Origin of the sequence: Gordonia terrae (assembly GCF_051789125.1) — a bacterium.
In the GTDB taxonomy this organism is placed as follows: Bacteria; Actinomycetota; Actinomycetes; order Mycobacteriales; family Mycobacteriaceae; genus Gordonia; species Gordonia terrae_A.
In genome coordinates this window covers 3,076,421-3,093,088 of record NZ_CP196526.1, presented here as the reverse complement: position 1 = coordinate 3,093,088, position 16,668 = coordinate 3,076,421, and the positions used below count along the sequence as shown (strand labels likewise).

The window sequence follows — 16,668 nt, the reverse complement described above, 5'->3', positions numbered from 1 at the left end:
TTTGCCGGCCGATTACCTCATGGGTGATCCGGCCGCGGTCAGCCGCAGAGGTGGCTATTGTGATGTGAAACACACCACCCACGGCTAGTCGAGGACGCGATGACCGCAACCGAACCGATCACTTTCCCCCATCAGACGGGCGTTGCGGTGGCGACGCTTCCGGCGGCGTTCCAGCAGACGGTCACGGTGCGGCCGGACGCCGTCGCCATCCGTACCGTCGGCGGCATCGAGGAGATCACCTGGGCGCAGTACGCGCGCCGGGTGGAGGCGATCGCGGGCGGTCTCGCGGCGTTGGGCGTCTCCCGCGGCGACACCGTGGGGATCATGCTGACGAACCGTCCCGAGTTCCACCTGGTGGACACCGCGGCCCTGCATCTGGGTGCGATCCCCTTCTCCATCTACAACACGAGTTCGCCCGAGCAGGTCGAGTACCTGTTCGGCAATGCCGCCAACTCCGTGGTCATCACCGAGCAGGTCTTCCTGCCCGTGATCACCGCGGCGTCGACGGGCGTTGCGACCACGATCGTCGTCGACGGGGTGGCGACGGGGACGATCTCGCTCGCCGACGTCGAACAGACGCCACCACCGGAGGGCTTCGATTTCACCGCATCGTGGCAGGCCGTCGAATCCGACGACCTCGCCACCCTCATCTACACATCAGGGACGACGGGTCCGCCGAAGGGCGTGGAGATCACCCACCGCAACATCGTCGCGGAGATGACGGCGCTCGCGGAGATCGTCGAGGCCGGTTTCGATGATCGTGCGATCTCCTACCTGCCGGCCGCGCACATCGCCGACCGGGTGTCCTCGCATGCGGCGAACATGATGCGCGGCATCCAGATCACCACTGTGCCCGACCCGCGGGAGATCGCGGCCGCCCTACCGGACGTACACCCCACCTTCTTCTTCGGAGTTCCCCGGGTCTGGCAGAAGATCCGTGCCGGTATCGAGGCGAAGCTCGCCGAAGAGTCGAGCCCGGTGAAGAAGGCGCTCGCCGGCTGGGCCTTCCGGACCGGGGCGTCGAGGGCGCAAGCCCAGATCGACGGCACGGGGTCGCCTGGTCTCGCCCACGGTCTCGCGGATCGCCTGGTCTTGCACAAGGTCGGGACGGCGTTGGGTCTGGACCAGGTGTCCTTCGCGGGCTCGGGTGCGGCGGCGATCCCGCCCGAGGTGCTGAAGTTCTTCCTGGGCCTGGGTATCCCGGTCCTCGAGGTGTGGGGGATGTCGGAGACGACCGGCGTCTCGACGATGACGACCAACGACAATCTGCGGATCGGGACCGTCGGGAAACCGGTGCGCGGCATCGAAGTCCGTCTGGCCGACGACGGTGAACTCCTCGTCCGCGGGCCGGTTGTGATGCGTGGTTATCGCGGTATGCCGGACAAGACCGCCGAGACGATCGACGCCGACGGCTGGCTGTCCACGGGCGACATCGCGACGATCGACGACGAGGGAAACGTCACGATCGTCGACCGCAAGAAGGAACTCATGATCAATGAGTCCGGGAAGAACATGTCGCCCACCAACATCGAGAACGCGATGAAGGCGGCGTCGTCGCTGATCGGTCAGGTGGCCGCGATCGGGGACTCCAAACCCTACGTCTCGGCGCTGGTGGTCCTCGACCCGGATGCCGCCGCCGCGCGGGCCAAGGCACTCGACGTGTCGGGGGCGGACCTGGCCGAGTTGTCGTCGCATCCCCAGGTGGTCGAGGAGATCTCCATGGCCGTCCGGGCGGGGAACAAGACCCTCTCGCGGGTCGAGCAGGTCAAGCGGTTCACCATCGTGCCGACCGCGTGGGACCCCGGCGGGGACGAGCTCACCCCGACGATGAAGCTGCGGCGCAAGCCGATCGAGACGAAGTACGCCGCCGAGATCGGCGAGTTGTACGAGGCGCGCCCCGGACAGTCGGTCGTCGACCTGCGGTAGGGATGCCGATCGCGGGAACACATCGTTGAGAGACCAGCGACCGGGGAGAAAAACATGGAAGAGCAGGAATCCGCTGCCGGCCGCGCGGTGGACGCGAACAGCGGGGAGACTCGACCCGCGGATGGCGGAGCGGACAGAGAACTCGGGCCCATCGATTACATCGTCATCGAGTGGGCGGGTAGGCAACCCACCGGTGAGGCGCTTCCGCACCTGATCGATCTGATCGATCGCGGGATCGTGCGGCTCATCGACATCGTCTTCATCACCAAGGACGCCGACGGGACGGTTGCCCGTCTCGAGATCGATTCGCTCGGAGTGGACTTCGCGATCTTCGACGGAGCGTCGACCTCGCTGCTCGACGACGCCGACCTCGCAGAAGCAGCCGGGGTGATCGAGCCGGGATCCAGTGCCGCCGTGTTGATATGGGAGAACACCTGGGCCGCGCCGTTCGCCACGGCGGTACGCAACAACGGTGGGCGGCTCGTGGCGTCGGGGCGGATACCGGTGGAAGCGCTGCTCGCCCAACTCGATGCGGTCGACGAGGCGACGATCGCATCGACCGCGTGACATGACTGTCGACGGTCGACTCTGAACTCCGAAAGGACGCATCATGCCAGGACTCCTCCGTGGCGTCGCACGTACCGCCGTCATCTCCGGCACCGCGACGGCGGTGAGTAACCGGGTATCACGACGCCAGGCGAGCCGGTGGGCACAGCAAGGCGGCTCGGCGCAGAATCCGCAGCAGCAGTACTCCCAACCCCAGTACGCCCAACCCCAGTACGCCCAACCCCAGTACACCGAAGCCCCCCAGCAACAGCCACCCCGACAGACCCCCGCGCCGAGCCCGACGGACACTATCTCGGCGCTCAAAGAACTCGGGACGCTCTACCAGCAGGGCATCCTCACCGAAGCCGAGTTCGCCGCACAGAAGGCCAAGATCCTCGGGACCTGACCCGAACTGCATCACTGCCGGTCCCGGAGGGCACAGCAGACGCGCTACCTGACCTCGATCCGCGCTGGTTGCAAGTAGCGCAGGTGATGCCGAAGTAGCGCTTGTGGGCCGCGGAGGTGCTCACGACTCGTGCGGGAGTGCCTCCGCGTTGTCGATCCCGCCGGGTGTTCCGGCGCGTGACATGTCCTTCAGCGCAACCCCGGATCGTCCGAGTCGCCGGGCCCCGTCGATGAGTGCGGCGGTGGTCCGCGCGGCGACGTCGTAGTGCAGGCCGTCAGGCGGGTGGATGTTCGAGATGCAATTCCGGTCAGAGTCGGCACGTCCCGGCCGGGGGAGATGCGTGAGGTAGATCCCGAGGCTGTCGGCGACCGAGAGCCCCGGTCGCTCACCGATGATCACGATGAGGGTGGTGACGCCGAGGGCCTCGCCGATGTGATCACCGAGAGCGACTCGGGCCTCGGTCGCGATGACCGGCGGCGCGATGGAGTACCGGCCGTCGAACTGTCGCAGCAGTGCCTCGACGAGGCCGCGGCCGTGGTCGGCGAGAGCCCGCGGCGACAGCCCGTCGGCCAGCACGATCCCGATTTCGGTGTCGGCGCGCGGGATCTGCGAGAGGTCGTCCGGCACCCGGCCCAGATCGGGTCGGCGCAGGTACTCGCTGCGCGTCGTCGCGCGGCTGGTGACCACGATCGGGTCGTCGAGGTCGAGGTCGCCGATGTCACGTGCGAACGCGTCGACGTCGAGTGGCTCGTGCACGGCGTCGCGCGCGAGGGCATGGGCGGCCTGGAATTCCAGGACCCGCCGCGACGGAAGCGAATTGCCCGCGCGGCCGAGCCCGATACGGGCCTGCGTGGACCGGCGCAGGTCGGCCCACGGGTCGGGTCGCTGTGACTTCTCGTCCGCAGATGTGGGTCGGTCCGCCGTCATCGTCCCGCCGTCAGCGATAGCAGGGGAGACTCGCCGGGATCCACCGGCAGAATACGACCGTCGCCATCGGTCATACCGAGTCGGGCGAGCCAGGACTCGAACTCGGGTGCGGGCCGAAGGTCCAGTGCCTCACGCACATAGAGCGCGTCGTGGAACGACAGGCTCTGATAACCGAGCATCACGTCGTCTGCCCCCGGCACGGCGATGACGAACGCGGCCCCGGCGACGCCGAGCAACGTGAGGAGCGTGTCCATGTCGTCCTGATCGGCTTCGGCATGGTTGGTGTAGCAGACGTCGACGCCCATCGGCAGCCCGAGTAGCTTGCCGCAGAAGTGATCCTCGAGTCCGGCACGGATGATCTGTTTGCCGTCGTAGAGATATTCGGGACCGATGAACCCGACGACGGTGTTGATCAGCAACGGTTTGAGTACCCGCGCCACCGCGTACGCGCGGGTCTCCAGGGTCTGCTGGTCGACCGGTTTGCCGCCGGTCCCGAGGTGCGCACCGGCCGAAAGTGCCGATCCCTGACCGGTTTCCAGGTACATCACGTTGTCGCCCACCGTTCCGCGACGCAGTGACCGGCACGCCTCGTCGGCGTCGCGCAGCATCTCCAGCGTCACGCCGAACCCTGTGTTGGCGCCCTCTGTGCCCGCGATCGACTGGAACACGAGGTCGACCGGTACGCCTTGCCCGATGAGATCGACGGTGGTCGTGACGTGCGACAGCACGCATGACTGCATCGGTATCTCGAAACGCCGGCGGATGTCGTCGAGCATGTGGAGCAGGTCCGCGGTCGCCCGAGGTGAGTCCGATGCCGGGTTGATCCCGATGACCGCGTCGCCGCATCCCATCAGAAGGCCGTCGAGCGTGGCCGCGGCGATACCCCGAGGGTCGTCGGTGGGGTGGTTGGGCTGGAGGCGCGTCGCGATCCGGCCGGGCAGTCCGATGGTGGTGCGAAAGGCCGACGTCACCCTCGCCGCGGCGGCAACCAGGATGAGGTCCTGGTTCCGCATGATCTTCGACGCGGCTGCGACCATCTCCGGAGTCAGTCCGGGTCCGACCCGGGAGAGCCGCTCACCGGCGTCGGAACGTGTCGCGATCTCCAGCAGCCAGTCCCGGAACCCGCCGACGGTCAGATGCCCGATCTCGGCGAAAGCGCTCCGGTCATGGGTGTCGATGATCAGCCGGGTGACCTCGTCGGATTCGTAGGGCACCAGCGGCTCCTCGAGGAACCGGGCCAAGGGAACGTCGGCGAGTTGCCAAGCCGCAGCGGCACGTTCGGCGTCGGAGTCCGCGGCACAGCCGGCCAGCTCGTCACCGGAACGGCGGGGGGTCGCCTTCGCCATGAGTTCGACGAGGCCGTCGAACTCATGGGTGGTTCCGGCGATCGTCTGGGTGTACCTCATCGGTCGTCCCGGCGGGGAGGGGAATGGTCGCGCGTCATGGTCCCCCGAAGTCTAGGTTCGGTCCCGAGGAGTCGCATGGCGAACGCGAACTGCGCCGCCCCGGCACCGCGAGGTCAGGCCGGGCCGATGGTGATGGTGGAGTCGGCGCTCCTCGCCTCGGCTGTCAGTTGCCGGGCGTAGGCGCCCATCGCGCGTCCGGCCGCGAGGATCGGGGCCGTCGACCGCTGGGTGCGAGCAAGGATGAAAGCGCCTTCGAGCGAGGCCACCACGGCCAGCATCAGCGCACGCGCGTCCGCTTCGGGCAGGCCTCGTGCTCGATACAGCGCCGAGCCCTGGTCCACCCACCCGTCGATCACTTCCGCGGCGATCGCCCGGAGCGTCGGTTCGGTGTCGGCGACCTCGCCCGCGACAGTCCCCACCGGACACATGTTGAGCCAACCGCTGTCGGATATGGTCTCCGCCGCCGAGGCGAACGCCGCTTCGATTCCCTCCGCGATGTCGTCATACGGGGCGAGCAACATCCCGACGAGCTCTCCGTACGCCGCGCCGGATCGGCGTAGTGCGGCGGCCGCGACATCGCGCTTACCTCCACTGAAGTGGTGGTAGATGGAACCGATCGGTGCGCCGGCCGCGTCCACTACCTGTTTGATACCGGTCGCGGCATATCCCTGCCTGCGGAGCAATTCGGTCATCGCCACCACGATGCGTTCGTCCGTCTTCACCCTGGCCATTCTAGAGCATCTGTTCTAGAGTGATCGTTCTAGACGGCTCTCGTCCTCCCGTCGACTCACAGCCACCAGAGGAGATGGTCATGACACACGACCACAAGGCGATGAGGGATGATCGGTCGTCGACCATGAAGCGGATCGACACACCCGCGGGAACCATCGAGTATGCCGACGACGGCGCCGGCCCGCCTGTGGTGTTACTGCACGGCCTGCTGATGGACCACGAGGTCTGGGATGCGGTGATCCCGTTGTTGCCCAGCGGATTCCGGTACATCAGGCCGGTGCTGCCGCTCGGATCGCACCGCGTTCCACTGCACGCGGACGCCGACCTTTCGCTGGACGGCATGGTCGGCCTCGTCGCCGACGTTCTCGACGCGCTCGACCTCGACGACGTGACACTCGTCCATTCGGACTGGGGCGGCGCGCTGTTCCTGACCGCCCTCGGGCTCGACCGGCGAGTCGGGCGGATGGTCGTCCTACCGTGTGAGGCCTTCGACAACTTTCCGCCGGGCCTCCCGGGCAAAATGGCGACCCTCGCCGTACGACTGCCCGGCGGGATCACTCTCGCCGCTCGACAGTTGCGCATCGGGTGGTTACGTCGGTTGCCGATGCTGTGGGGCTGGATGGTCAACGGTCCGGTGGACCCGGCTCAGATGCGGCGCTGGACCGATCCAGTGCTGACCGATCCACGGATCCGGCGCGATGTGACCAAGTACGCGACGTCGGATTTCGATGCCGCCGAACTCATCCGGCGAACCGAAGCGCTCGCCGGTTTCGGCGGCGAGGTGCTCGTGCTGTGGTCGCCCGACAATCGCGTGATGCCGCCTGCTCACGGTCCCCGGCTGGCCGGTCTGCTACCGGGCGGGCGCTACGTCCCGATGCCGGATGCGGCGGTGCTGCCCATGCTCGACGACCCGCAGACCGTCGCCGACGAGATCGGCGCGTTCCTCACGACCGCGAGAACCGAGTCGTGAGCAACGCGCCGAAAGATCGCCCGCAGGCGCCGAGAGCTACGTCGCGTCGTCGGAACCCTCGAGCTTGAAGCCGACCTTCAGCGTGACCTGAAAGTGTGCGATCTGGCCGTTCTCGATGTGGCCACGGGTTTCGGTCACCTCGAACCAGTCGAGATGATTGACGGTCTGGGCCGCGCGCGCGATCGCATTCCGGATGGCGTCGTCAGTGCCGGAGTCCGAGGACCCGACGACTTCGATGACTCGATACACATTGTCCGACAAGGGGATCGCTCCAATCGTGAAACCTGCGGGCCTGGGGTGCGGTGGCCTGGACGAGCAGCCGACCGCTCCTCCTGTCTACCCCTAAGATCGAAAGGTGACCAGTGAATCGGTAAACCGAGATGTCTCCGAGAGATGTCCGTGTCTGTCGGGTCTCGTTCTCGACGACTGCTGCGGACCCGTTCTCGCCGGTGAGCGTGCTGCGCCGACCGCCGAGGCCTTGATGCGTTCCCGTTTCACCGCTTTCGCGCTCGGAGATCGCAACCATCTGCTCGTGAGCTGGCACCCCGACACCCGCCCTGCCGAGCTGGAGCTCGACGCGTCGATGCGCTGGTACCGCCTCGACATCGAGTCGAGCAGAGCCGGATCACCCTTCGACACCGAGGGTGAGGTCACCTTCACCGCGCACTACCGGCGAGGCGCGGAACGGGGATCTCTGCACGAGCGCAGCCGTTTCGCACGATCGGACGGCCGCTGGGTCTACCTCGACGGGGTGGTCGGCTGATTCCGCGGACGGGACGGGTCACGCGTAGTCCCAGAACTGCAGCCACGTCACGTTGGCGAACACTGCGAGGCACAGCAGGTAGATGAGCAGGACGGCTCCCGCCCCCGCGATGCTGCTGCGCCAGTTGCTTCCGTCGACCGGGTCGAGCCACCGCCGGAACGGCCGTGACGCCCACGGCATCAGCCACCACTGCATGAGGCTGACGCTGACGACCTGACTTAACCACAGGGCGAGCCACGGCTGCGCGCCGAGGCGGTCGAGGGTCGGGCCGAGGAACCGCGACAGAGTCATCACCGTGGGGTACAGAACCAACAGCACCATCATCGCCGACTTCCAGTTCGGCGTCTGCAGTATCCGACCGCGGTCGGTGCGCACGGTAGTACCGAACGCGGTGGTGCTCGTCATCGTCTCGAAGTCGTGGGTCAGACTCGACCGCAGTCCGGCGAGCGCTTCGCTGCGTCGGCTCGACGACACCCATGCGGCGAGTTGCCGGTCCGTGCGGAACCGCAACACCGACAGCGACGTCTCACGCTGCTCGTCGACGAACAGCGCGGTGCCCTCGTAACCGCCGAAGTCGCTTGCCGCATCGGTCAACACATGTTGCGCGGCGACGAAATCGCCGATCGCTCCCGCCACGATGTCGTGACGGAATGCGCCGACACCCGGCGGTGGCGACTGACCGTCGACGAGCTCGAGCACCGGCGCCGCCGGGAACCAGCCGTGTACTCGCCCGGCGTCGAGCGCCGCGGTGTGGTGCGGACTGTCGAGCCACCGGTCCAATGCCTCCTCGTCGACGAATGTGGTCGCGACCGCCGGGTCGAAATGCCCGTCGTCGACCGCCGAGACCGCGGCTCCCAGGCAGCCTTCGGAGTCGGTGGCCGATGCGGCAAGCGTCGCGGCCCAGCCGGCGAAGTCGCCGTCGGGCCGGGCATGGAACACCGACACCGCGATGACCGCGGTGTCGGTGGGGTCGTGGCTGGAGACGATCGTCGTGTCCTGTGCGGCTCGAGGTGTCGGGTCCGATCAGACGGTGACCCGACGCCCCTGCACATAGACCTCGGCGATGGATGATTCGCGCAGGCCCATCAGCAGGCCGAACAGGGTCTGGTCGCGGGCGAGATCGGGATCGTCGGAACGTACGGCGTTGTCCAGCGTGGACTTCAGCGCGTCCACGGGTTCGACGACGAGGAAGTCGGCTTCCTTGCCCTGGTCGAAATTGCCGAAGCGACTTTCCATGTCGAGGGCGCGCGCTCCGCCGAGCGTTCCGATGAACAGCATCTCGGCCGGATGCATCGACACGCCGGCGTCTCCGGGTTCGGTGATGTGCTGTTTGAAGGCGTCGCCGAGGACGCGGGGGATCAACCACTCGTCGCCACCGCCGAAATCGGTTCCGGCGGAGATGTTCACGCCTGCCGCGACGGTGCGCTTCCACGGCATCGTGCCCGATCCGAGGAACAACTGCGAGACCGGACAGTGGGAGATGGAGGTGCCGGTCTCCGCCATGCGCTCGAGCTCCGCGTCCTGGCAGTGCACGCAATGCGCGAGGATGGTGCGCCTGCCGAGCAGGCTCTTGCCGCCCACCTCGGAGCCGGGCAGGAACTTGCCGTCGTAGGTGTCGAGGTAGGAGTCGACCTGGTAGACCTCCTTGGTGGTGTCGATCTCGCCGGTGCCGGGACGGTTGTTCTCGTTGAGATGGGTGTGGACGTAGACGCCCTGGTCGCGGTACTCGTCGTAGAGATCGCCGAGGTTCCTGAGTGTTTCGGTGGTCACCGACAGCGCAAATCGCGGCACGATCGCGACGTGGAGCAGTGCCGTGCGGTAGTCGCCGGTGTCGGCGGCGTGCCACTTGTCGATCTCGGCGCGGGTGAGACGGATTGCGTCTTCTTCTGAGGTCAGCAGCGGCTTGGCGGTGTCGCCACCGACGGTCTGGATACCCCGGCCGGCCACGATGCGCAGCCCTGCCTTCCGGGTTTCGGTGAACAGGGAGTCCTGGGCATGGGGGAAGGCGGAACCGAACACCATCATCGCCGTCGTCCCCGCGGCGACGCGTCGTCTGGTGAACTCGACCGCCGCGGCCTGGGCGAACTCGGGGTCGGCGAACCTGGACTCGGACGGAAAGATACAGAGGTTGAGCCATTCGAGCAGCTGGCCGCCGCCGTAGGAGTCGCCGGCGTAGGTCTGCGGGAAGTGGATGTGGGTGTCGACGAATCCCGGTATCAGGTACCCGCCCGGGTGGTCGTGGAACTCCGCCGAGGCGAACTCGGCCGGGAGATCGGCTCTCTCGCCGGCGAATGTGATCGTGCCGTCCTGGCCGACGACCAGAGCGCCGTCGGGGATCGAGACCAGCGCGTCGACGGCCTCCGTGATCGCGGGACTTCCGGCCAGATGGAAGATGTGCCCGTAGTGGACGGTGTCGGTCATCGATGCTCCTCGGTTGGTGTGTTTGCGGTAGGTGTGTGCGGGACACGCCTGGCGACATCCGTTGTCACGGCGACGCACTCACGGGAGAGTCCAGAACTGGACCGTGATCAGATAGAAGATCGCGACCCACGCCGCGTTCAACGCGACGATGAACAACGCACCCCGGACGTTGGTCCGGGTGTGCGGAGCCGGCGTTCTCGGTTGCAACCACCATCCGAGGAGACGGTTCACGTAGTACGGCATCGTGAGGTAGCTCATCGCGAAGCTGGACAACAGGTTCCCGATGAGCATGCCCAGCCACAGTGGCATGCCCAGGGGCGCGGTCATCAGGGTGAGGAACACGACCGTGGGATAGAGGCCGACCCAGACCGCCACGGATGTCTTGAAGTTCGAGGGCGGCGGTGCGTCGTCGTCGCCGTGGGTGAACCAGTTGCCGAAGGAGTGGTCGATCCGGCGCAGCGTGAAATCGCCGAACTCCTCGGCCTCGGCCAGGAGCCGGGCACGCTCGCCCGACGTCAGCCACGCGTCGAGGTGTTCGGCGGTGTCGAAGCGGTAGGAGATCGTCCACTCCTCTTGGACGCCTGGGATCGGCCGGAACAGTTCGGTGCCCCGGAAGCCCGGGAAGCGGTGCTCGGCGTCGTCGACCTGTCGCTGCCACGCCAGGAAGTCGTCGATCCTGGACTCGTCGACCCGGTGCGTGACCACCACGGTCACCAGGGTCTCCGGCTCCGCGGTGTCCGGCGCGAGCACCTGCGCGGTGGCTGGGCCGTCGAAAAGGGGGGCGCCCTCGTCGACGAGGGTGAGCCGGGCGGCGCTGTTGAGCCAATCCTGAAGGTGGCCGACCGAGTCGAACCCGTAGATGGCCGTCCAGTCCGGCTGGCTGGGATCAGGGGACCGTAGCTTCGATCCGACGAACCCGGGAAATCCGGCGGCGGCTGTCTCGATCTTCCCGTACCACTCGCGGTAGCGGTCGTCCATACCCGCGTGGACGCGCTGACCGATGATGAGCGTCGCGGCCCCTTCGTGCGCTCCGGCCTGACGCGCGGACTCAGGCCGGGAGATCTCGTCGGTCATGGGTCCTCCGGAGTGGTCTGGAGCGGGCTGGCGGTCAGAGCGGAGAAACCCCCAGCACCCGTCCCGGTTCCATGTGGTCCCGCAGGAGCCGAAGTCGCCAGGGATTGCCGCCGAACGCCGCTTCGGCCTCTTGTTCGGTTTCGGCGACTCCGGGCCGGACCTCGACGCTGTGAACACCGATCGCGTCGGTCGCGAGAACGTCGAGGGTGTCACGCGTGGCGTCGGGAAAGAATATGCGGCGCAGCGACTCCCGATGACCGGATGGTCCCCGTGGATGCACGCGGCCCGGCCACGCGGCGTCGAACTCCGCGGCGATGCCGTCGGGAGAGGTCGTCATCGGCTGTCCGCCCGGTGCTCGTGATCGGTTCAGGTGGTTCGGGGTGCGAGTCGCCGCCGAGGCGGTCGGCGACCAGTATCACCCTGCCTCGGACACATGCGCGCGCCAAACCGGAGAACTCGTCGTGAATTCGCGTCCGGACACCGCGGTGGGGCAGCGTCGTCAGGCGCCGGTGCGGAGCGCGACCCATTCGACGAAGGGCACCGTCGCCCGCCAGTCCCGGCATACGCGATCCACGAGGTCCGGGGAATGGATGATCGCGTCGAACCCGTAGTCGCGGCTCACCGACAGCGATCGGTGGCGCAGCAACGCGATGCGCGGGTGGTCGATCGGGAAACCCCGCGGCGCGGTCTTGAGCCGATCGCCGCCGATCTCGAAGCCGTCGTCGGCGAGTCGGTCGAGGAGACGTTCGAGCTCTGAACCGTGCACGTCGTGGTCGACGGCCCTGCGCAGTTCGGCCAGACGGGCCGGCGACGCCTCGTAGAACCCGGCGCCGACACGGACGCCGGGCGCGCCGATCTGGACGTAGTACCCGGTTGCCGGCCCGACGGCGACGAACGCACCCTGATGGGTCTTGAACGGCGTCTTGTCCTTGGAGAAGCGGACGTCGCGGTGGGGCCGGAAGATCTTCGCGGGACCGAACTCCTCCGCGAGGGCGTCGGTGAGTGCGCGCATCGGCTCCGCGACGGCGGTGCGGTAGATCTCCTTGTGGTCCTCCCAGAACGACTTCGAGTTGTCGATCTCGAGGTCGTCGTAGAAGTCGAGGGCGGCCTCCGGAAAACCGTCGAACCTCATGACCCGCCGCTCCTCATGACCTGCCGCTCCTCATGCCTCGTCCCGGGCGACTCTGCCGAATCCGACGACGCCGCCGTCGGATGCCCACTCGAGCGTGTGCACCCGGATCTTGCCCATCTCGTTCCCGCCGACGGTGATGGCGGTCTCGCCGTCGACCGCAACCACGATGTTGGTGTGCTGGCCGAATCCCGAGGAACGGTCGTAGAGCACGACGTCGCCGACCTGCGGGTCGTAACCGCCGACGGGCTCGAACCGGTCGTGGGCCTCGTAGAACTCCTGAAGGGTGTACACCCCGGGGATCCGCCAGCTTCCCGAGTGGGGGTTGGCGAGCGGGAGGCCGGCCTCGCGCATGATCCAGCTCACGAAGTTCGCGCACCACGGCTCGTCGACACCTTCGGAGTAGAAGGTGCCCGGACGCTGCGCATTGTGCTGCGCTCGCGCGAGGTCGACGATCCGGCGCTGGTCCGGTGTGAGCGACGTGGGGTCGGTCTGCGGGAACACCGCGGTGTCCCAGGGGAGCCAACGCTCCGGTACGGACTGCCACGCGACGATGCCCGCGACGAGTGCCGCGGCCAGGAGGGCGGCGACGATCCCCGACGTGCGCCGGCGCCGGCGCGCCGGGGCCGCGCGCTCGGGACCGGCCGGGGAATCCGGGACGAGTGCTCTCACCTCGACGAGTGTAGGCACCGGCCGCAGACGGCAGGCGGCGCTTGGATGGGTGGCGCCCCGCCTTGGCACAATGGGACGCCGGTCGAGGACAGGCCGGATGCGAGAGGAAGTAACAGGGTGGACGAGTCAGCTCACGAACCGATCCTGCGTGCGGGGGACACCTGCCGGGAGATTGCGACCGCAGGCCGCGTCGCGTGCATCGTCGACGCTGCGGACTACTTCCTGCACGCCAAGTCGGCGCTGCTCCAGGCGCGGCGGCGGGTGGTGCTCATCGGATGGGATGTGGACACCCGCATCAGCCTCGATCCGCGGAGTCCGCACGACGAGGTCCCCGACGAACTCGGCAACTTCCTGCGCTGGCTCATCGACAACCGTCCCGAGCTGGAGATCCACGTCCTGCGCTGGAGCGTCGGTGCGTTCACCGGCATCCTGCGCGGCGTGGCGCCCCCGTTCGTCCAGGACCTGCTGACCGGGCGTCGCCTGCACTACCGGATCGACGCGGCGCATCCCGTGTCGGCGGCACACCATCAGAAGATCGCGGTGATCGACGACCAGTTCGCGTTCTGCGGCGGCATCGACATGACGGTCGACCGGTGGGACACCTCAGAGCATCTGTCCCACAACGAATTCCGACGCGATCCCGATGGCCGACCGCACGGACCCTGGCACGATGTCACGGTCGCGCTCGACGGGGACGCCGCGAGGGTCGTCGCAGGTGTCGCGCACGATCGGTGGGAGGCGGCGACCGGTGAACAGCTGGCACCGCTCGTCGACACCGACGGACCCGACATCTGGCCCGAAGAGCTGGACGTGACCTTCACCGACTGCGAGGTCGCGGTGGCACGGACGATCCCGTACTACGACTCCCGTCCGCAGGTGGAGGAGATCCGCCTGCTCTACCGCGCCGCGTTCGCCGCGGCTCGCCGGACGATCTACATCGAGAGCCAGTACCTGGCGGCGCGCGAGATCGCCGAGGCACTCGCCGACCGGCTCGCCGAACCCGACGGTCCCGAGATCGTCGTCGTGCTGCCGCGACATTCCGACAGCCGCGTGGAACGTCTCGCGATGGACGGGGCCCGGCACAAACTGCTGCAGTTGCTCTGGCGGGCGGACGTGCACGATCGGTTCCGTGCCTACTATCCCGCCACCTCGAACGGCGACCCGATCTACGTGCACGCCAAGGTCCTGATCGTGGACGACGTCCTCCTGCGCGTCGGCTCGTCGAACCTCAACAACCGCTCGCTGGGCTTCGACAGCGAATGCGACGTGGCCATCGAGGCGAACCCTTCGGATGACGATGACCGCGACCTGCGCGAGACCATCACCGCGATGCGCACGCGGCTGCTCTCCGAGCACCTCGATGTCACGGCCGAGACCTTCGACGCAGCCGTGGCGAAGAAGCGTTCGCTCATCGCGGCCGTCGACGCGCTGGTGGGCCCCGGCCGGACGCTGGAGGAGTTCGATCGTGAATCGATCGACGACGAGCGGTCGAACATCGCCGAGAACGAACTCGTCGACCCCGAGGACGCGCGAACGGGAACCGTCGAACGCGTATACCGCGCGGTGATCCGCCGCGGTACGCGAAGTCTGTTGCGCCGCTGACCCTCAGCGTCGGATCCGTGCCGCCTCGATTGCCGGGGCGATGATCTCGGCGAGGTCGGAGGCGACATCGCGGTCGCCTTCGGGCGGCATGGCGATGTAGCTCAGGGCCATCCGCGTGATCGCTCGTGAGATCCGCACGATGTCCGAGTCGGGCATCGAGAGCCACGACGATTCGCGGAATGCGTCGGCGAGGCGATCGGCTCCCGTGGTGATGATGGGCGCGGCGTCGGTGGTGATCAGTTTCATCAGATCGGGCTTGGCCTCGCCCGACAACAGCGAGGCGATGAGCGGGTCCGAGGCGACGCCGGCGAAGAACTCGCTGAACCCCGTCTGGAGGGCACCCGTCACATCCTCGACGTGGGCGGCGATCGAATCGGTGATGTGACCGGCGAATCGTCCGGCCAGCCTGACCGCATAACCCTGTGCGAGTCCGTATCTGGACCCGAACTCGTTGTAGACCGTCTGGCGACTCACCCCGGTGGCGGCGGCGACATCGGACATCCGCACGGCCGCCCAGTCCCGGTCGAGCAACAGGTCGTGCAACCCGTCGAGCAGCGAGTTGCGCAGGAGCGCTTTGCTGTCGAGCGCGTAGTTGCGGATGGTCATGCCCCGATGCCGGCCGGTCGGAGCGTGGCCTCGATCTCGTCCCGGATCTGCCGTGCCGCGCCGCCGCGCCCCATGCAGACGGCGCCGACGAGTCGATCCTCGTCGAAACATCTTGCCGTGGTGCATGATCCGTCGACGTCGAGCACAACTCGGGCGCCGGCCGCAGGCCAGCCCACGATCTGGACGTTGGTGCCGTACTGCATCGTCCAGGCGAGTGGCACCCGGGGCGCCGGGACGCCGGACGGGGCCGATCCCAGGTCGGTGGCGATGGTCATGGCGACCAGTCTGCCGTGTTCGGTCGCGGTGAGCCACTGCTCGGCCCGCACGGGGGTACCTGTCAACGGGTGGGGTCGGGCCGCGACGTCGCCGGCGGCGTAGATCCCGGCCGTCGACGTGCGCAGGGCGTCGTCGACCACGATGCCCGCCGTCCCCGTGGACAGACCCGCGGCGTTCGCCGGTCCGACGTCGGGTTCCATCCCGATCGCGCTGATGACCGTGCCGGCCAGTCGCGTGCCGTCGGCGAGAGTCACTCCGCCCGCGTCCGCGGACGCGATCTGCGCTGATGTGTGGATGTGCACCCCGTGTGCGCGATGGAGATCGACGACGTCATCGGCGATCACGGTCGGGACCACGCGGGACAGCAATGACGGCGCGGCCTCGACGATGGAGACACGTGTGCCATCGCCGGAGGAGGCGACCGCCGCGGCGATCTCGGTACCGATGAGGCCACCGCCCACGATCACGACCGGACCCTCGTCGAGCGCGGCCCGAATCCGGTCGACGTCGTCGCGGGTACGCAGCGACGGCACCGCTGACGCAGCGCCGGGAAGCCGTCGTGCCCGTCCGCCGGTGGCGAGGACGAGGGAGTCGTAGGCGACTTCGGACCGATCCGCGAGCCGCACGCGGCGGGCTCGGGGATCGACGTCGACGACCCTCGCCGAGGTGACGATGTCGATACCGCGGTCGGTCCAATACGTCGGCGGGCGCAGGGTGATCCCGGCGTCGGACAGGTCGCCGACGACGATCCCCTTGCTCAACGCCGTGCGTCTGTAGGGGAGATGGGGCTCGTCGCCGAATACGGTGATCGATCCGTCGAAACCGTTGGCCCGCAGTGATTCCGCCGCGGTGATGCCGGCGACCCCGGTGCCGACGATCACCACCGACAGCCCGGCGGCCGTCCCCGGCGGCGAGGCGGTCACGGCCGGGCCACCTCGATCATCTCGAAGTCGGCCTTGGCCGCGCCGCAGTCCGGGCAGCTCCAGTCGTCCGGGATGTCGGCCCAGCGGGTCCCCGGTTCGATGCCGTCCTCGGGCCACCCGAGTTCCTCGTCGTATTCGAAACCGCACACCTCGCAACGGAACAGTTTGAAGTTCATCGGACTGCCACTCCTTCGCCGGGGTCATTCGGCCCGCTCGCTTCGCTCCCGGCGCCGGGGTCATTCGGCCCGCTCGCTTCGCTCCCGGCGCCGGGGTCATTCGGCCCGCTCGC

General features: G+C 67.8%; 19 protein-coding genes. 6 read left to right on the top strand and 13 right to left on the bottom strand.

Features of this window, described 5'->3' with window-relative positions:
• Positions 1-99 precede the first annotated feature (99 nt).
• From ACSUZC_RS13970 to ACSUZC_RS13960, 3 genes are read left to right on the top strand one after another with little or no spacing between them, the layout of a single operon-like run.
• Positions 100-1,926 carry an AMP-dependent synthetase/ligase gene (locus ACSUZC_RS13970; protein WP_439029133.1) on the top strand — a complete coding sequence of 609 codons (1,827 nt, stop codon included), beginning with the start codon at positions 100-102 and terminating at the stop codon, positions 1,924-1,926.
• A gap of 54 nt (positions 1,927-1,980) precedes the next feature.
• Positions 1,981-2,493, top strand: a complete 513-nt coding sequence (locus tag ACSUZC_RS13965; protein WP_439029132.1) for a DUF6325 family protein — start codon at positions 1,981-1,983, stop codon at positions 2,491-2,493.
• Positions 2,494-2,536: 43 nt separating this feature from the next.
• Positions 2,537-2,878 (top strand): SHOCT domain-containing protein, encoded by a 342-nt coding sequence (locus tag ACSUZC_RS13960; protein WP_439029131.1) that lies wholly within the window; start codon positions 2,537-2,539, stop codon positions 2,876-2,878.
• A 120-nt stretch (positions 2,879-2,998) separates the two neighbouring features.
• Here the strand turns inward: ACSUZC_RS13960 and eutC are convergent, their stop codons facing one another.
• The 3 genes from eutC to ACSUZC_RS13945 all read right to left on the bottom strand — a co-directional run bounded on the left by eutC (position 2,999) and on the right by ACSUZC_RS13945 (position 5,942).
• Positions 2,999-3,805, bottom strand: a complete 807-nt coding sequence (eutC, locus tag ACSUZC_RS13955) for an ethanolamine ammonia-lyase subunit EutC (RefSeq protein WP_439029130.1) — start codon at positions 3,803-3,805, stop codon at positions 2,999-3,001.
• Positions 3,802-5,211 (bottom strand): ethanolamine ammonia-lyase subunit EutB, encoded by a 1,410-nt coding sequence (locus ACSUZC_RS13950; RefSeq protein WP_439029129.1) that lies wholly within the window; start codon positions 5,209-5,211, stop codon positions 3,802-3,804. Before ACSUZC_RS13950 ends, eutC begins: the two co-directional genes overlap by 4 nt.
• A gap of 113 nt (positions 5,212-5,324) precedes the next feature.
• On the bottom strand, positions 5,325-5,942 hold the full coding sequence (locus ACSUZC_RS13945; protein ID WP_439029128.1) for a TetR/AcrR family transcriptional regulator: 618 nt from the start codon (positions 5,940-5,942) through the stop codon (positions 5,325-5,327).
• A gap of 80 nt (positions 5,943-6,022) precedes the next feature.
• Between ACSUZC_RS13945 and ACSUZC_RS13940 the strand changes: the two genes are divergently transcribed.
• Positions 6,023-6,913, top strand: coding sequence for an alpha/beta fold hydrolase (locus tag ACSUZC_RS13940; RefSeq protein ID WP_439029127.1), 891 nt, complete (start codon positions 6,023-6,025; stop codon positions 6,911-6,913).
• A gap of 36 nt (positions 6,914-6,949) precedes the next feature.
• Here ACSUZC_RS13940 and ACSUZC_RS13935 read toward each other — a convergent pair whose 3' ends face one another.
• Entirely contained in the window at positions 6,950-7,174 is a 225-nt protein-coding gene (locus ACSUZC_RS13935; protein ID WP_439029126.1) for a dodecin, read from the bottom strand.
• Between the two features lie 94 nt (positions 7,175-7,268).
• On the opposite strand from ACSUZC_RS13935, the gene ACSUZC_RS13930 reads away from it, so the two are divergent.
• Positions 7,269-7,676, top strand: coding sequence for a YchJ family protein (locus ACSUZC_RS13930; RefSeq protein WP_439029125.1), 408 nt, complete (start codon positions 7,269-7,271; stop codon positions 7,674-7,676).
• An 18-nt stretch (positions 7,677-7,694) separates the two neighbouring features.
• Here ACSUZC_RS13930 and ACSUZC_RS13925 read toward each other — a convergent pair whose 3' ends face one another.
• The 6 genes from ACSUZC_RS13925 to ACSUZC_RS13900 all read right to left on the bottom strand — a co-directional run bounded on the left by ACSUZC_RS13925 (position 7,695) and on the right by ACSUZC_RS13900 (position 12,972).
• Complete coding sequence (locus ACSUZC_RS13925; RefSeq protein ID WP_439029124.1) at positions 7,695-8,621, bottom strand: antibiotic biosynthesis monooxygenase; 927 nt, start codon at positions 8,619-8,621, stop codon at positions 7,695-7,697.
• 78 nt (positions 8,622-8,699) lie between these two features.
• Entirely contained in the window at positions 8,700-10,097 is a 1,398-nt protein-coding gene (locus ACSUZC_RS13920; RefSeq protein WP_439029123.1) for an amidohydrolase family protein, read from the bottom strand.
• A gap of 78 nt (positions 10,098-10,175) precedes the next feature.
• Positions 10,176-11,171 carry an antibiotic biosynthesis monooxygenase gene (locus tag ACSUZC_RS13915; protein WP_439029122.1) on the bottom strand — a complete coding sequence of 332 codons (996 nt, stop codon included), beginning with the start codon at positions 11,169-11,171 and terminating at the stop codon, positions 10,176-10,178.
• Positions 11,172-11,205: 34 nt separating this feature from the next.
• Positions 11,206-11,508, bottom strand: a complete 303-nt coding sequence (locus ACSUZC_RS13910) for a hypothetical protein (RefSeq protein ID WP_439029121.1) — start codon at positions 11,506-11,508, stop codon at positions 11,206-11,208.
• Between the two features lie 162 nt (positions 11,509-11,670).
• Positions 11,671-12,303, bottom strand: a complete 633-nt coding sequence (locus tag ACSUZC_RS13905; protein WP_439029120.1) for a DUF2461 domain-containing protein — start codon at positions 12,301-12,303, stop codon at positions 11,671-11,673.
• 30 nt (positions 12,304-12,333) lie between these two features.
• On the bottom strand, positions 12,334-12,972 hold the full coding sequence (locus ACSUZC_RS13900) for a CHAP domain-containing protein (RefSeq protein WP_439029119.1): 639 nt from the start codon (positions 12,970-12,972) through the stop codon (positions 12,334-12,336).
• 117 nt (positions 12,973-13,089) lie between these two features.
• Between ACSUZC_RS13900 and ACSUZC_RS13895 the strand changes: the two genes are divergently transcribed.
• Positions 13,090-14,574 (top strand): phospholipase D-like domain-containing protein, encoded by a 1,485-nt coding sequence (locus tag ACSUZC_RS13895; RefSeq protein WP_439029118.1) that lies wholly within the window; start codon positions 13,090-13,092, stop codon positions 14,572-14,574.
• Between the two features lie 3 nt (positions 14,575-14,577).
• Here the strand turns inward: ACSUZC_RS13895 and ACSUZC_RS13890 are convergent, their stop codons facing one another.
• Genes ACSUZC_RS13890 through ACSUZC_RS13880 form a run of 3 tightly spaced genes read right to left on the bottom strand, consistent with a single transcriptional unit; the run spans position 14,578 to position 16,555 of the window.
• Entirely contained in the window at positions 14,578-15,180 is a 603-nt protein-coding gene (locus ACSUZC_RS13890; protein WP_439029117.1) for a TetR family transcriptional regulator, read from the bottom strand.
• Complete coding sequence (locus ACSUZC_RS13885; protein WP_439029116.1) at positions 15,177-16,379, bottom strand: NAD(P)/FAD-dependent oxidoreductase; 1,203 nt, start codon at positions 16,377-16,379, stop codon at positions 15,177-15,179. The genes ACSUZC_RS13890 and ACSUZC_RS13885 overlap by 4 nt, the downstream gene beginning before the upstream one ends.
• Entirely contained in the window at positions 16,376-16,555 is a 180-nt protein-coding gene (locus tag ACSUZC_RS13880) for a rubredoxin (protein ID WP_010842361.1), read from the bottom strand. Before ACSUZC_RS13880 ends, ACSUZC_RS13885 begins: the two co-directional genes overlap by 4 nt.
• Positions 16,556-16,668: the final 113 nt, after the last annotated feature.

Coding starts and splice junctions, on each gene's coding strand:
- ACSUZC_RS13890 (WP_439029117.1), bottom strand. CDS start 15,180: ATGACCATCCGCAACTACGCGCTCGACAGCAAAGCGCTCCTGCGCAAC.
- ACSUZC_RS13915 (WP_439029122.1), bottom strand. CDS start 11,171: ATGACCGACGAGATCTCCCGGCCTGAGTCCGCGCGTCAGGCCGGAGCG.
- ACSUZC_RS13965 (WP_439029132.1), top strand. CDS start 1,981: ATGGAAGAGCAGGAATCCGCTGCCGGCCGCGCGGTGGACGCGAACAGC.
- ACSUZC_RS13945 (WP_439029128.1), bottom strand. CDS start 5,942: ATGGCCAGGGTGAAGACGGACGAACGCATCGTGGTGGCGATGACCGAA.
- ACSUZC_RS13910 (WP_439029121.1), bottom strand. CDS start 11,508: ATGACGACCTCTCCCGACGGCATCGCCGCGGAGTTCGACGCCGCGTGG.
- ACSUZC_RS13940 (WP_439029127.1), top strand. CDS start 6,023: ATGACACACGACCACAAGGCGATGAGGGATGATCGGTCGTCGACCATG.
- ACSUZC_RS13970 (WP_439029133.1), top strand. CDS start 100: ATGACCGCAACCGAACCGATCACTTTCCCCCATCAGACGGGCGTTGCG.
- ACSUZC_RS13950 (WP_439029129.1), bottom strand. CDS start 5,211: ATGAGGTACACCCAGACGATCGCCGGAACCACCCATGAGTTCGACGGC.
- ACSUZC_RS13960 (WP_439029131.1), top strand. CDS start 2,537: ATGCCAGGACTCCTCCGTGGCGTCGCACGTACCGCCGTCATCTCCGGC.
- eutC (WP_439029130.1), bottom strand. CDS start 3,805: ATGACGGCGGACCGACCCACATCTGCGGACGAGAAGTCACAGCGACCC.
- ACSUZC_RS13880 (WP_010842361.1), bottom strand. CDS start 16,555: ATGAACTTCAAACTGTTCCGTTGCGAGGTGTGCGGTTTCGAATACGAC.
- ACSUZC_RS13920 (WP_439029123.1), bottom strand. CDS start 10,097: ATGACCGACACCGTCCACTACGGGCACATCTTCCATCTGGCCGGAAGT.
- ACSUZC_RS13905 (WP_439029120.1), bottom strand. CDS start 12,303: ATGAGGTTCGACGGTTTTCCGGAGGCCGCCCTCGACTTCTACGACGAC.